Source organism: Olleya namhaensis (assembly GCF_900114005.1).
GTDB classification, from domain to species: Bacteria; Bacteroidota; Bacteroidia; order Flavobacteriales; family Flavobacteriaceae; genus Olleya; species Olleya namhaensis.
The window spans coordinates 134,520-147,868 of sequence record NZ_FORM01000001.1 but is presented as its reverse complement, the minus strand read 5'-3'; the positions used below and the strand labels follow the sequence as shown (position 1 = coordinate 147,868).

The 13,349-nt window shown below is 31.9% G+C and carries 16 protein-coding genes; 13 read left to right on the top strand and 3 right to left on the bottom strand.

Annotated features, from left to right (window positions below; translation table 11 throughout):
- Positions 1-2: 2 nt before the first annotated feature.
- Genes BMZ09_RS00580 through BMZ09_RS00570 form a run of 3 tightly spaced genes read right to left on the bottom strand, consistent with a single transcriptional unit; the run spans position 3 to position 2,882 of the window.
- Complete coding sequence (locus tag BMZ09_RS00580; protein ID WP_090836552.1) at positions 3-737, bottom strand: Bax inhibitor-1/YccA family protein; 735 nt, start codon at positions 735-737, stop codon at positions 3-5.
- Positions 738-780: 43 nt separating this feature from the next.
- Complete coding sequence (locus BMZ09_RS00575; protein ID WP_090836550.1) at positions 781-1,914, bottom strand: glycosyltransferase family 2 protein; 1,134 nt, start codon at positions 1,912-1,914, stop codon at positions 781-783.
- On the bottom strand, positions 1,914-2,882 hold the full coding sequence (locus BMZ09_RS00570) for a lysylphosphatidylglycerol synthase transmembrane domain-containing protein (RefSeq protein ID WP_090836549.1): 969 nt from the start codon (positions 2,880-2,882) through the stop codon (positions 1,914-1,916). The genes BMZ09_RS00575 and BMZ09_RS00570 overlap by 1 nt, the downstream gene beginning before the upstream one ends.
- Positions 2,883-2,931: 49 nt before the next feature.
- Here BMZ09_RS00570 and BMZ09_RS00565 point away from each other — a divergent pair, with 49 nt between their 5' ends.
- The 13 genes from BMZ09_RS00565 to BMZ09_RS00505 all read left to right on the top strand — a co-directional run bounded on the left by BMZ09_RS00565 (position 2,932) and on the right by BMZ09_RS00505 (position 13,347).
- Complete coding sequence (locus BMZ09_RS00565) at positions 2,932-3,561, top strand: cell envelope biogenesis protein OmpA (RefSeq protein ID WP_090836547.1); 630 nt, start codon at positions 2,932-2,934, stop codon at positions 3,559-3,561.
- Complete coding sequence (gene ruvC / locus BMZ09_RS00560; protein WP_090836545.1) at positions 3,562-4,116, top strand: crossover junction endodeoxyribonuclease RuvC; 555 nt, start codon at positions 3,562-3,564, stop codon at positions 4,114-4,116.
- Between the two features lie 72 nt (positions 4,117-4,188).
- On the top strand, positions 4,189-5,316 hold the full coding sequence (gene hemW / locus BMZ09_RS00555) for a radical SAM family heme chaperone HemW (protein ID WP_090836543.1): 1,128 nt from the start codon (positions 4,189-4,191) through the stop codon (positions 5,314-5,316).
- Positions 5,317-5,398: 82 nt separating this feature from the next.
- A complete protein-coding gene (locus BMZ09_RS00550) occupies positions 5,399-6,148 on the top strand; it encodes a cyclase family protein (RefSeq protein WP_090836541.1) in 750 nt (249 codons plus the stop codon).
- The gene (locus BMZ09_RS00545; RefSeq protein ID WP_090836539.1) at positions 6,149-6,757 is read left to right on the top strand and encodes a DUF4230 domain-containing protein; all 609 of its coding nucleotides are present in this window, start codon (positions 6,149-6,151) and stop codon (positions 6,755-6,757) included.
- Between the two features lie 273 nt (positions 6,758-7,030).
- Positions 7,031-7,396, top strand: coding sequence for an MmcQ/YjbR family DNA-binding protein (locus tag BMZ09_RS00540; protein ID WP_090836538.1), 366 nt, complete (start codon positions 7,031-7,033; stop codon positions 7,394-7,396).
- A 120-nt stretch (positions 7,397-7,516) separates the two neighbouring features.
- Positions 7,517-7,801 carry a hypothetical protein gene (locus BMZ09_RS00535; RefSeq protein WP_090836536.1) on the top strand — a complete coding sequence of 95 codons (285 nt, stop codon included), beginning with the start codon at positions 7,517-7,519 and terminating at the stop codon, positions 7,799-7,801.
- 130 nt (positions 7,802-7,931) lie between these two features.
- Positions 7,932-8,345, top strand: coding sequence for a response regulator (locus BMZ09_RS00530; RefSeq protein WP_090836534.1), 414 nt, complete (start codon positions 7,932-7,934; stop codon positions 8,343-8,345).
- A gap of 3 nt (positions 8,346-8,348) precedes the next feature.
- On the top strand, positions 8,349-8,888 hold the full coding sequence (locus tag BMZ09_RS00525; protein WP_090836532.1) for a heme NO-binding domain-containing protein: 540 nt from the start codon (positions 8,349-8,351) through the stop codon (positions 8,886-8,888).
- On the top strand, positions 8,888-10,849 hold the full coding sequence (locus BMZ09_RS00520) for a PAS domain S-box protein (protein WP_090836530.1): 1,962 nt from the start codon (positions 8,888-8,890) through the stop codon (positions 10,847-10,849). Before BMZ09_RS00525 ends, BMZ09_RS00520 begins: the two co-directional genes overlap by 1 nt.
- A complete protein-coding gene (locus BMZ09_RS00515) occupies positions 10,846-11,979 on the top strand; it encodes an FIST signal transduction protein (RefSeq protein ID WP_090836528.1) in 1,134 nt (377 codons plus the stop codon). The genes BMZ09_RS00520 and BMZ09_RS00515 overlap by 4 nt, the downstream gene beginning before the upstream one ends.
- Positions 11,979-13,043 carry a sensor histidine kinase gene (locus BMZ09_RS00510; protein ID WP_090836526.1) on the top strand — a complete coding sequence of 355 codons (1,065 nt, stop codon included), beginning with the start codon at positions 11,979-11,981 and terminating at the stop codon, positions 13,041-13,043. Before BMZ09_RS00515 ends, BMZ09_RS00510 begins: the two co-directional genes overlap by 1 nt.
- Positions 13,030-13,347: a histidine kinase gene (locus BMZ09_RS00505; RefSeq protein ID WP_090836524.1), complete on the top strand. Its 318-nt coding sequence runs from the start codon at positions 13,030-13,032 to the stop codon at positions 13,345-13,347. The genes BMZ09_RS00510 and BMZ09_RS00505 overlap by 14 nt, the downstream gene beginning before the upstream one ends.
- The last annotated feature ends 2 nt before the right edge of the window (positions 13,348-13,349 follow it).

Sequence of the window (13,349 nt, the reverse complement as noted above, 5' to 3'; positions counted from 1 at the left end):
GTTTAAAACCTGATCGCATACTTTTTCATAAGTCTTAATATTTCTACATATAACCATACAATGGTTACTAATAGGCCCCAAGTAGCTAGCCATTCTTTGTATTTTGGTGCTTTATTTTTTTGTCTTTCTATATAATCAAAATCCAGTAGTAAGGAGAGGGCAGCAAATAACGCAGCAAAGACATTAAATCCAATAGCAAGCCATGAGGTTCCCCAAATAAAAGATTGTATTCCAAAAAAGCTTAAGATGTATGAGATTACATAGGTTACAAAAATGCTGCTACAGACTGTTATAATAATACTTTTTACACGATTGGTTACTGCAATTAGTTTGGTTTGATATAAAAACAACACAACAAAAAAGGTAATTAGTGTCACGCCAATAGCTTGATAAGGTAAATCAGGAAATTGTGTTTGTGCGTATACAGTAATTCCGCCTAGAAAAAAACCTTTAGCCACAGCATATAATGGCACTAATATATGCGCCCATTGCTGTCTAACAGATAGTACAATACTAATAACAACAGCAGCTAGCATTCCGCCAGACGTAAACCATTTAATACTTGTACCGTTAGTGTGTAGTTTCCAACTTGCTAAAACAATGCTGCTAATTATTAATAAACAATACAGTGTTTTAATAAGAATACCGGTTACGGTCATTTTTTTTGTGGCACGTGGCTGTGCTTTCCAAAAATAATTTGAAAAGGCAGGGTTAGACGTTTTGTTTAAATAGCGCATAGGTTAGTTTGATACTAAAGTATGATTTTTTAGGAGAGTGTCCTTATTTTTTAAAGGATCTTCCTTTCCATTTGTAGTTTGTAAATAAGGCTATAAAAGCAACATACACGCTAAAAAAAGGATATATAAAACAACTCCAAACATAATGTTTTAGCGTCTCTTGTTTATTAAAAAACTGACTGGTTTTATAAAGTAATAAATAGTCAATAGCAATTTTAATAAAAAACAGATAAGCAAAAGTTTTTGTTTTAAATAAGCCTAAGGCTGTTAACACAATACTAATAACAATACTTGCATTGGCTATTAAAACTAGTAAACCAACAATTTTGGCAAAGGTGTTGTTGTAGTGTCTTGTTTTACTGGCCCATCGGATGCGTTGAGAGAGTAGATCTTTAATGTTTTTTTGTGGTGCAGTGTTGACAATGGCTTGTTCGGATTTTAGAAAATGAACAGCATTTTTATCTTCTTTTAACGCCTTTTCCATTAAAAAAATATCATCGCCACTAGCAATATTACTATTGCCTTCAAATCCATTTAGACTGGTAAAAAAGTCTTTTTTGTAAGCTAAATTAGCGCCATTACATAAAAAGGGTTTACGAATTCCAAAAGCACCTATTGTTGCTCCAATTAGACTTAAAAAATCTAAAGTTTGAAACGCGTTAAATAATCTGTTGTTACTGTTGTAAGTGACTGGTCCAGCAAGCATTTTTAAACTATGGTCTTGAATATAATTATCAAAACTGTCTAACCAATAATTAGGCACGGTACAATCTGCATCTGTCGTTAGTATCCACTCGTGTTTAGCTTGTGTAACTGCAGTTGTTATCGCATCTTTTTTAGGCGATTGTGTTAGTCTTTGATTGTCTATTGTTTTAATAAAAAGACGATTACTTTTATTTTGAGAGAGGTGTTTTTGAATGATGTCAACCGATTGGTCTTCGGAGTCATCATTTACTAAAAGGACTTCAAATAAGTCTTTTGGATAATTTAAGTTTAAAAGTGAAGCTATTAATTTAGGGAGATTTTCGGCTTCATTTCTAAACGGAATAACAACCGTAAAGGTCGTTTTTGGAGCGAGGTCTCTAAGTCTATACTCTTTAACTTTATCAAAGCCTATGACAAAAACACCTATTAAAAATAGATACAGTAAAATAATGATAATAATCGTAATTTCCATTAGGAATTGAGTTTTGAGAGATTAAAATTTAAGACATAATAGCTTCCAAATATACTTGGCAGCGCAAAGTTTAATAACCACATTAAAAGAATACAACTTAAAACAGGTAATTCGGTAACATTAGCAGCTCCAAAAAGATAAATGGCTAGGCTTCCTTTTATAACAACATCAAATATTGAAATGGTCGGAATTATAGAAGCTAACAAATAAAGACTTGTGATTATAACTATGCTTTCTGGGTAGCTTAGTGTTATTCCGAAAAGGATTAAAATATAATAAAACTGAAAAGAGAATACAGCATAGCGCAAAAAGGATAAACATAAGCCTAGTGTAATGTAATTAGTGCCTAATGTTGCTAGGTAGTCTTTTATTTTTTTAATAGAAAATCCTTTTATTTTGTACTTCGTTTTTTTTATCCCGATAATGGAAAGTATTGCAACACTAAGGATGATTAAAATCCCTCTTGATATTTTAAAAAAATCGATACTAATGGGATAAGTCTTATAGTAAAAGGCAAAACCTATACCTCCTAAAACAATGGTAATTGTCATTTGCATTATATTACCAATCAGATTGGTTAGCAAAATGCGTTTACGATAGGGTTTTGAGTAATAGATTGCTTTGGCGCCATATTCTCCAATACGGTTTGGTGTAAATAGGGATGCAGTTAGTGATCCTAAACTTTGTTCTAGAGCTTCAAAAAAAGTGAGCGCTTTTAATTTAGACACTAAAAAACGCCATTTTATGATTTCAATAAACCAGTTTAAACTACTTAAAAAGACTAAAAGCACACTATTTTTAATCGAAAACACTTTGTTGTCTTTTAAAAATTGAAAAAAACCATTAACATCTAGGCTGTCAGTTCTAGTTAGTTTGTGATATATAAAATAAAAAGCACCAACAACTATGCTTAATTTAATAAGTACAAAAAAGAATTGTTTAGTTTTGTAAGGCAAGCTGCTGTGCATAATAGTTGCGCCAATGTTGACGCTTGCAAATTAAACTAAATATTACACAATGTTATCTACAATCAAACACTATTGTATTATCCTAATAACTGTTTTTACTGTAAGTACAGTAACTGCTCAAATAGAAACTAGTAAATGGAAAGCGCTTATTGCGGTTGGTATTAACAGTCCATCTCAAGAAGGGTTAGTTGCTCCTTTTGAAGCAAATAGTATTAATTTTCCGACTATAAATTTAGGCGTTCAGAATATGTTTACACCTAAGTTAGGGGCTAAATTAGATTTTGGATATCATCGTTTTGTAAATGCAGATAATACGCCAGAATTTAAAACCAATTACACGCGTGTTAATTTACAGTTTGTGTATGACGCGAGCACAGACTTTGTGTTTTTACCAATGGAGACTGGAGTTGTCTTTCATATTGGGCCCGGATATTCTATGATAAAACCTTTAGGAGATTATGGCGATAATAAAACGTCATTTTTAAACGGAATGGCTGGTATGGAATTTCATTATGGGATTAGTAGAACAGTATCCGCATTTATTGATGGATCTTATATTATAGGATTCGCAGATGCTTTTGATCCAATCACAGAAGGGTTTGGGTCTTTTAATGGTAATATGTTAACCGTAACCGTTGGTGTGGCTGTGTCATTAAGTGGTTGTTATACTTGTAATTAAATGAGCAAAGAACAAATTATATTAGGGATTGATCCAGGAACAACAATCATGGGTTTTGGTTTGATTAAAGTGGTAAATAAAAAAATGAGTCTGATTCAGTTAAACGAATTAGATTTAAAAAAATACGATGATCATTACCTAAAACTGAAACTTATTTTTGAACGTACCATAGAGCTGATTGAAACACATCATCCAGATGAAATTGCTATCGAAGCGCCTTTCTTTGGTAAAAACGTACAAAGTATGCTTAAGTTAGGACGTGCTCAGGGTGTTGCTATGGCGGCTGGTTTGAGTCGTGAAGTGCCTATAACAGAGTATGCGCCTAAAAAGATTAAAATGGCTATTACTGGAAGCGGAAATGCAAGTAAGGAGCAAGTTGCAAAAATGTTGCAAAGCATGTTAGGGATTAAAACCTTACCAAAAAATCTAGATTCAATGGATGGACTTGGAGCAGCTGTGTGTCATTTTTATAATCAAGGACGTGTAGAGATTGGTAAAAGTTATACCGGTTGGAGTGCTTTTGTTAAACAGAATGAAAAGCGTGTAAAAAAGTAGTTTGTTATTTCTGCTTAAGCAGAAATCTACTTTAAAACGAGAAGACCGTCACCAACACTTATTAAAAACTAAATGTCAGGAATATACATACACATACCGTTTTGCAAGCAGGCCTGTCATTACTGTGATTTTCATTTTTCGACGTCAATGAAAAAGAAAGATCAGTTAATTTCGGCTTTAGCCAAAGAATTAGAACTGCGTAAAGACGAGTTTAAAAATACAACAGTAGAAACCATCTATTTTGGAGGAGGTACTCCAAGTGTATTATCTACTGCTGAGTTGCAATATCTTATTGATGCTGTATATTTAAATTATAAAGTTACCGATGACCCGGAAATTACTTTAGAAGCGAATCCTGACGATTTAAATGAAGACGTTATAATAGCATTGGCAAAAAGCCCTATTAATCGTTTAAGTATTGGTATTCAATCGTTTTTTGAAAAAGATTTAATTTTAATGAATCGGGCACACAATGCAGAGGAGGCTAAACGCTGTTTACAACTAGCAACCCAATATTTTGATAACATAAGTTTAGATTTAATTTACGGTATACCAAACAGCACCAATGCAGAGTGGTTAGAAAATATACAAACAGCACTAAGCTTTGGAGTGCCACATATTTCTAGTTACGCCTTAACGGTGGAGCCTAAAACAGCATTGGCTAGTTTTATAGCAAAAGGAGTAATTGATAATGTGGATGATGACTTGGCGCATGAGCAGTTTCATATTTTAATAGAAGCTCTAGCTCAGGCAGGTTTTGACCATTATGAGTTGTCTAATTTTGGAAAAAAAGGATTTTACAGTAAAAATAATAGCGCCTATTGGTTAGGTAAGCCTTATTTAGGCATCGGACCTTCTGCACATAGTTTTAATGGAGATGAACGCGCTTGGAATGTAAAAAATAATACGATTTACATTACTAAAATTAACCAAGAGCAATTACCATTAGAGGTTGAGGTTTTGAGTTTAAATGATAAGTATAACGAATTTGTGATGACAGGACTGCGCACTATTTGGGGGGTCTCATTAACAGCGGTCGAAAAACAATTTGGAAAACCCTTTTTGGAATACTTGTTGCAACAAGCTAATCAGTATGTAAATAAACAAATGTTGTATATTGAGGATAACAACTTAAAAACAACAAAAACTGGTAAGTTTCTTAGTGATGGGATTGCTTCGGACTTATTTATGCTGAATTAATTTTCGCGTTTTGGTATTAATTTGTATTTTCTATTTTCATACTTAAAAAACCTAAAAACTCACAGAAACAAGTACAGTTAACATGATTTCTACAATAACCATAAACACCAAAAAGTACACCGTAAATTTAGCACAACCTTTAGATATATCAATGCCACTTCGGGCGTCAAAAACCAATGCGAATGCTTGGTATTTAGACGAACCAAAGATTGAGCCGGTTGTGGTTAATGATTGGACTGCAAGTGTTAAAAAAGGTGCATCCATTAACTTTAATAATATTCAATTTAATCCGCATGCACACGGGACGCATACAGAGTGTGTTGGTCATATTACGGAGCAGTTTTATAGTGTAAACAAATGTTTAAAACAGTTTTTCTTTTTAGCTGAAGTCATTACTGTTGCACCAGAATTAATAGGTGAAGATCAGGTTATTTCTAAGGCGCAGCTTCAATATTTATTAAAACAACGCAAACCACAGGCTTTAGTTATTAGGACAATGCCTAATACTAAAGAGAAAAAATCTAGACAGTATTCCAATACCAACTGGCCTTATTTAACAGAGGAAGCAGCATTGTTTATTAGAAAAATTGGCGTTAAACATTTACTTATAGATTTACCAAGTGTAGACAAGGAAAAGGATGATGGTAAATTATTAGCACACAAAGCCTTTTGGGATTTTAATGGTAAGATTAGAAAAGACGCTACAATAACGGAGTTTATTTACGTGCCAAACAAAGTTAAGGATGGTAAGTATATTTTAAATCTTCAAATAGCACCAATTGAAAACGATGCAACTCCAAGTAAACCCATTTTATATAAAATAGAACAATAGATGGAAACATTTTTTACATTAATTATAGGCGGTATTGTTGGATTAGGTATTTATACTTTATACAACCACTTACAATCTAAAAAAAAGGTATCAGCGCAATCTGTAATCTTATTAGACAAAATTAAAAAGGTCTGTAAGTTTATTACTGTAGAAGGCGATTTTGCCGAAATCTACCACTATGAAGATGTTAAAGAGCGTTTTTTAAAACTAGTATCTAGTAAGAAAAAAGCGTTAGTAGTTATTAATGCGAAAGCTTATGTTGGCTATGATTTTAATAAGATTGAATTAACTTCAAATCATAAAAAAAAGACAGTAACTATTAGTCATTTTCCGCAACCAGAAATCTTGTCTATCGAGACTAATATTAATTATTACGATAAAAAAGATGGTTATTTTAATAAGTTTGAAGCCACAGATTTAACTAATTTAAGTGAGGAGGCAAAACAACATATTAGAGATAAGGTGCCGGAAAGTGGATTGTATAACGTAGCAAGAAAAGAGGCGTTAGAGTCTTTATTACTTGTAGAGAACATTGTGGAAACTATAGGTTGGAAGTTGGATTATACAGCGCTTAAACTTAAGTCTGGTGAAAAATTAAAGTTAAAATAACGTTATTATATCGATATTATTTACTTTTAATCTGAGGTGTCGATTATTTTGATTATATTTATTTGGGCTAAGGCTTGTTTTTAATACATTAGTTATCAGAAAATTACACCTCAAGTTATGAATAAATTCCTACAATACATCAATGAGACTTTAATAAGTCTAGATATTCCTGCTTTAATTAACCTTGATGATAAGTCAAATCATAAGGTGTTTAAAAAAACTTCGCGAAAATCTAAAGCGACACAGCAAAAATAAATCTTATATTGTTGTGCTATGGATATAGAACAACTTAGAAATTACTGTTTAAGTAAACCAAAAGTAACAGAGACGTTTCCTTTTGATGCACATACCTTAGTCTTTAAAGTATTGGATAAAATGTTTGCATTATTCCCTTTAGAAAAATGGGATAACGGATTAGCATCTATAAACTTAAAGTGTGATCCAGAATATGCGTTACAACTGCGTGCAGACCATGACAGTATTGTGCCTGGTTGGCATTCTAATAAAAAACATTGGAATACTGTTTATATCTATAAGTCAGAATTAAAACCTCAATTTATCTTACAGTTAATAGACCATTCTTATGATATGGTAGTTAAAGGTATGACTAAAAAAATGCAGTTAGAGTTAAAGAAATAAGCTTGCTTATCGATACTTAAATGCGGTTTAACGACATATAATTTGGTTCTAAAGAAAATTAAAAAAGTGAGGTGGTTATAAAAGTAATTTTGACATAATTAATTACTTAAATCCATTACCATGACTCAATTTTTAAATACTATCCTCTCAAAAGTATGTTCTATAAATACAACCCCTCTTAATCAAAATAGTGGTAGTAATCAGACCTCAGATTTAAAAACTAAATATTGTCAAAATTTACACACTAGTTTAAAACAATTAGAATTTATTTCTTGTTTTGAAATGCACTTAGACAATAAAAAAGAAGACAGTTATAAGTTAAGTTTTCTTCAAGAATTAGCGCGTATTAAGTACAGTGCAGAGGTTAATACAATACAATCTATTCAATATTGTAAAGTAGCTTAAAACAACTCATTTTCCATTCGTCGACACTTAAACGCTATCCACCGACACTACAATCGTTCTAAGCGAATTATAAATAAACGACTTTCCCATTCAAGTACCTTGCGGGTAATTCATAACAAATACCCTCGTAATGATTAAAAAACTTAAAATTCTTCTTATTGAAGATGACATGATAGAAGTAATGAAGTTAAATAGAACAATTTCAACTTTAAAGCTAGATCATACAATTATTGAAGCCAATAATGGAGAAGATGCATTGCAATTATTAGAGCAAAAAGACAACTTACCTGATATAATTTTATTAGATTTAAACATGCCTAAAATTAATGGTATAGAATTTTTGAAAATTTTAAAAAAGGATGATGTCTTAAGATATATTCCTACCATTATTTTAACAACATCTAATAATCAAAAAGATTTATTAGAATGTTATAAAACAGGTGTTGCAGGATATGTTATCAAACCTTTAAAATATGAAGATTACGTAAGTAAGATTGAAAGGGTGTTAGCGTATTGGAGTGTTAATGAATTAATAGTAGTTTAGATAATGAAAGGAATAGTTTTTACAGAATTTTTAGAATTAGTAGAAGAGAAGTTTGGTCTAGAAATGGTAGACAATATTATCACTAGTTCTACATTAGAGTCTGAAGGTATATATACCGCAGTTGGGACATATAGTTTTTCTGAAATGCTTCAATTATTAACCCATTTAAGCGAAAACACTGGGATTTCCATAGATAACTTATTATTAGTTTATGCAGAGCACTTTTTTAGTGTGATTGAGAATAGTTACCCGGGACTTTTGGCAACTTATAAGGATCCTATCGAAATGATATCGTCTATAGAAAATCATATACATGTCGAGGTTAGGAAAATTTATCCAGATGCAGAATTACCAACGTTTGAAGTTGTTGAGAAAACAGAAAACTCTTTAATAATGATTTATACCTCAAGCAGAGCCATGCATCATTTTGGTTTAGGGTTAATGAATAAGACGTTTGCTCATTTTAATTCGACAGCAACAATAGATTTACAAAAAATTAAAGAAGACGGAACGGAAGTTAGATTTGTTATTCATAAAAATTAATGAGTCAAAATCAATCAGAAATATTAGAACGTGCTTTAAAAAGGGAAAAGGCAGCAAGAAAAGCTGCAGAGAAAATTCTTGAAGAAAAATCAAGAGAACTCTATTTTACTTCTCAAAGATTAGAGCAGCTAGTAGACGAAAAATCTTCACAATTACAAGGTGTTTTTGAGAACATCGCAGATGCATATGTTGTTATGGATTTGGAGGGTAACTTTCTAAAATTTAACGAAGCAGCTACCAAATTATTTGGTTATGATATCTCTAGAGATAAAGTAAATGTGGTTAATCTTATTTATAAAGAAGACTATCAATATGCCATAGGTTCTTTTTTAGAATTACAAAACAAAGGTTTTTTTAAAGGTTATGAGGCCCGAGTATATACAAAATCTAAAGAGGTAAAGTGGGTGCATATTAATGCTAGTGTCATTTTTGATAAAGACAAAAAGCCATTAGCAGCGCAAGGAATTGTTAGAGATATTACAGATCAAAAAAAATCCGAAGAACAATTAATAGAATCTGAAAACAGATTAGCATCTCTTGTTGTTAATCTTGATAGTGGAATTGTTTTAGAAGATGAAAACAGAAACATTGTACTTACCAATAATAAATTTTGTGAGCTTTTCGGAATAAATGTAAGTCCAAAAGATTTGGTTGGAATAGACTGTAAAGCTGCATCAGAGCAAAATAAAGTATTATTTAAAAATCCAGAGGCTTTTATAGAGCGCATGCGTGCTATTGATGTGGATAAAAAAGTAGTGCTTGGTGATGAGTTGGAGATGTTGGATGGTAAAATTTTAGAACGTAACTATACGCCAATTGTAATAGGAGAAAAATCAAAAGGATATTTATGGACCTTTACTGATGTTACTTTAAAGCGTACCTACAGAAAAAGTTTAGAAGCACAAAAGCAAAAATATTATAATATTATTGCTAATATGAATTTAGGAATGGTGGAGTTGAATAACAACGATGAAATCCTAATGGTTAACCAAAGCTTTGAAAAAATGTCTGGATATACCGAAGCAGAAGTTATAGGTAAAAATGCAAGAATGCTTTTTTCAGCTGAAGACGATGATGTATTAAAAGAAGAACGCGAAAAACGGAAAGATGGTATTTCAAATTCTTACGAGTTTAAAGCTATTTGTAAAAAAGGAAAAACAAGACATTGGTTAGTTAGTGGAGCGCCAAATTACAATATAGACGGAGAAGTAATCGGGTCTATTGGAATACATTTAGATGTTACTGATACTAAAAGTTTAGAACTTCAAAAAGAAAAACTACTAGAAAAGCTAGAAAAAAGTAATGACGAGCTTCAAGAGTATGCACACATAGTATCTCATGATTTAAAATCGCCTTTACGCAGTATTAATGCTTTGGTTAGTTGGTTAAAAGAGGATAATAAAGGGATTTTAGACGACGCAAGTCTCCAAAATTTTGGACTTATTGAGTCTACATTAGAGAAGATGGAACAGCTAATAACAGATGTTTTAAACTATTCTAGTGTAGGAGCTGATAACAGTATAAAGTCAGATGTAGATTTAAATAGCATGGTTAATGATTTGGTTAGCATGTTGTACATACCAGATCATATAAAAATTGAAACAAAAAGTGAATTACCAATTGTAAAAGGAGATAAAACCAAACTGCAACAGGTGTTTCAAAACCTAATAAGTAATTCTGTTAAGTTTATAGATAAAAAGTGTGGGAGCATTATTATTGATGTAGAGGATTTAAAAAGTCATTACAAGTTTTCAATTAAAGATAATGGAATTGGTATTGAGAAGAAATATCACGATAAAATATTTAAGATATTCCATTCGTTAAAGAAAAGTAAGGATTCTTCAGGAATTGGATTATCTATCGTTAAAAAAATCATCGCCCTACACGAAGGTGATATATGGCTAGAAAGTGAGCCAAACGTCGGAACCACTTTTTATTTCACATTAAAAAAAGAACAATGAAAACAGTACAGTTAGTAAAACATAAAAATAAAGATTGGGAGTATGTTATCGAAAAACAAGACTTAATAGAACCGTTGGTTTTAGTCTTTGGTAATAGATACATGCTAGAAGACAAAAAGGTTTATGAAGATATTAGACAATTGTTTCCTGATGGACATATTGTTTTTGCATCTTCTTGCGCAGAGATTTCTTCAAATACAGTAAATCAAGATAGTATTACTATTACTGCTGTTGAATTTGAAAAAAGTAAATTTATAATTAAAACCAGCAATGTTTTAAATACGGATTTAGACAGTTACAAAACGGGAAGCGATCTAATCAAGCAATTACCTCAAGAGGGTTTAAAATATGTCTTTGTAGTCTCTGAGGGTAGTTTTATTAATGGAAGTCAGCTTACCAAAGGAATGAGCTCTGCTACTGAGGACAATCTAGTAATAACAGGAGGTTTATGTGGGGATGATGCACGTTTTGAAAAAACTTTAGCAGCCTATAATGAAAACCCTAAAGAAGGAGAGTTGGTAGCCATAGGTTTTTATGGTGATAGCTTAGAGATTTCTTTTTCAATCCATGGCGGATGGACGCCTTTTGGCCCAGAACGTATTGTTACCAAGTCTAAAGACAATATTTTATTTGAATTAGATGGGCAACCCGCTCTAGATTTATACAAAAAGTATCTTGGAGACAAGGCTAAAGATTTACCTGGCGCAGCGCTATTGTACCCTTTAAATGTGACTTCTACGGACGAAAGTCAATCTATAGTTAGATCTATTTTAAATATAAACGAAGAAGAAAATGCAGTAATTTTAGCTGGAGATATTAAGGAAAACTCTAAAGTACAGCTAATGATGACTAATGTAGATAATATTGCAAATGCATCAGAGCGTGCTGCAACACAAGCTTTACAGTACAGAAAAAACAAACCGGAACTAGCAATATTAGTAAGTTGTATTGGTAGAAAGTTAGTATTAGACCAACGTGTTGAAGAAGAAATAGAAGAGGTTATTGAGGTTATAGGTAATGACGCCGTAACTACAGGGTTTTATTCTTACGGAGAAATTGCCCCTTTTCATGGAGAGACTAGTTGTCAATTACATAATCAAACAATGACGATAACGCTAATAAGCGAATAATGAATTCATTACTAAAAAGACAAATTCGAAAATACTTAAATGCGGAATTAAAAAATAACAGTGATTTAACTGAGCTTTTTGATGCTATTGATAGCTCGTACCGTAATTTTGATGAGCAATCTAGCATGATTCAGAGAGCTATGGCTATTAGTTCTGACGAGTTGTATGCGGCAAATAGAAAATTACAAAACGAAGCAAAAGAGCAAAAAGAAGTTATTGATAAACTTAAAAGTGTAATTGATACTTTAAAATTTTATAATTTAAAAGAAGACGAACAAGCGGATGATGTGGAGTTAACAGGATCTAATTTGGTGGATTTTATTGATAACCAAACCAAAGAGATTGTTAAGATGAATAAACAAAAACAGTCCATGTTAAACGAGCTTGCGCATCAAAACCAAGAGCTAAGTGACTATGCGCACATGGTGTCTCATGATTTAAAATCACCGTTACGTAGTATAGATACCTTGACCACCTGGTTGGCACAAGATTATAGTGAGGTTTTTGACGATAACGGAAAAAAGTCACTACATCTTATTAGGACTAATGTCGAAAAAATGGACACCTTAATTAGTGGTATTTTAGAATACTCTACTATTGGAAAAAACCAGATAGAAGTATATGATGTGGATGCTGATAATCTAGTTCAAGAAATACTAAAAAGCACACAGATACCAGAGCATATTAGCATTACAAAAACTAAATTACCTATAATTAAAGGGGATAAATACAGATTGCAACAACTGTTTCAAAACCTTATAGGTAACGCTATAAAATACAACGATAAAGACCAAGGAGTTATTAAAATTGGTGTTGAAGATCAAGAAGATTCTTGGCAATTTCACATAGCAGATAACGGAAAAGGTATTGAAGAGGCCTACTTTAATAAAATCTTTAAAACCTTTGAGAAGTTAGAGAATAATCCGGATTCTTCTGGAATTGGATTATCTATTGTTAAAAAAATTGTCGAATTATATGGTGGTGAAATATGGCTTGAATCTCAGGTCGGTATTGGAACCACGTTTTATTTCACTTTAAAAAAAGCCCCAAATGGAACAGCCTAACCAATCCTACATTGACAGCTTATCTGGAGACGATAAAGCCTTCAAACAAAAATTAATAGATATTATAAAAAGAGAGTTTCCAGAAGAGAAACAAATTTATTTTGATAACTATAATGCTAAAAATTATAAATTAGCAGCGGACAATGTGCATAAACTTAAGCATAAAATTAGTATTTTAGGGCTCGAAAAAGGATATGAAGTTGCTGTAGCATACGAGTTAAGTCTTGAAGATGGTAAATCTGATGAGAAAGAACAATTCGAAGCTATTTTAACAACTATTACAAAATATCTGGTAGACCTTTAAAT

Coding starts and splice junctions, on each gene's coding strand:
- BMZ09_RS00505 (WP_090836524.1), top strand. CDS start 13,030: ATGGAACAGCCTAACCAATCCTACATTGACAGCTTATCTGGAGACGAT.
- BMZ09_RS00530 (WP_090836534.1), top strand. CDS start 7,932: ATGATTAAAAAACTTAAAATTCTTCTTATTGAAGATGACATGATAGAA.
- BMZ09_RS00540 (WP_090836538.1), top strand. CDS start 7,031: ATGGATATAGAACAACTTAGAAATTACTGTTTAAGTAAACCAAAAGTA.
- BMZ09_RS00550 (WP_090836541.1), top strand. CDS start 5,399: ATGATTTCTACAATAACCATAAACACCAAAAAGTACACCGTAAATTTA.
- BMZ09_RS00515 (WP_090836528.1), top strand. CDS start 10,846: ATGAAAACAGTACAGTTAGTAAAACATAAAAATAAAGATTGGGAGTAT.
- BMZ09_RS00580 (WP_090836552.1), bottom strand. CDS start 737: ATGCGCTATTTAAACAAAACGTCTAACCCTGCCTTTTCAAATTATTTT.
- BMZ09_RS00575 (WP_090836550.1), bottom strand. CDS start 1,914: ATGGAAATTACGATTATTATCATTATTTTACTGTATCTATTTTTAATA.
- BMZ09_RS00525 (WP_090836532.1), top strand. CDS start 8,349: ATGAAAGGAATAGTTTTTACAGAATTTTTAGAATTAGTAGAAGAGAAG.
- BMZ09_RS00570 (WP_090836549.1), bottom strand. CDS start 2,882: ATGCACAGCAGCTTGCCTTACAAAACTAAACAATTCTTTTTTGTACTT.
- ruvC (WP_090836545.1), top strand. CDS start 3,562: ATGAGCAAAGAACAAATTATATTAGGGATTGATCCAGGAACAACAATC.
- BMZ09_RS00565 (WP_090836547.1), top strand. CDS start 2,932: ATGTTATCTACAATCAAACACTATTGTATTATCCTAATAACTGTTTTT.
- hemW (WP_090836543.1), top strand. CDS start 4,189: ATGTCAGGAATATACATACACATACCGTTTTGCAAGCAGGCCTGTCAT.
- BMZ09_RS00535 (WP_090836536.1), top strand. CDS start 7,517: ATGACTCAATTTTTAAATACTATCCTCTCAAAAGTATGTTCTATAAAT.
- BMZ09_RS00510 (WP_090836526.1), top strand. CDS start 11,979: ATGAATTCATTACTAAAAAGACAAATTCGAAAATACTTAAATGCGGAA.
- BMZ09_RS00545 (WP_090836539.1), top strand. CDS start 6,149: ATGGAAACATTTTTTACATTAATTATAGGCGGTATTGTTGGATTAGGT.
- BMZ09_RS00520 (WP_090836530.1), top strand. CDS start 8,888: ATGAGTCAAAATCAATCAGAAATATTAGAACGTGCTTTAAAAAGGGAA.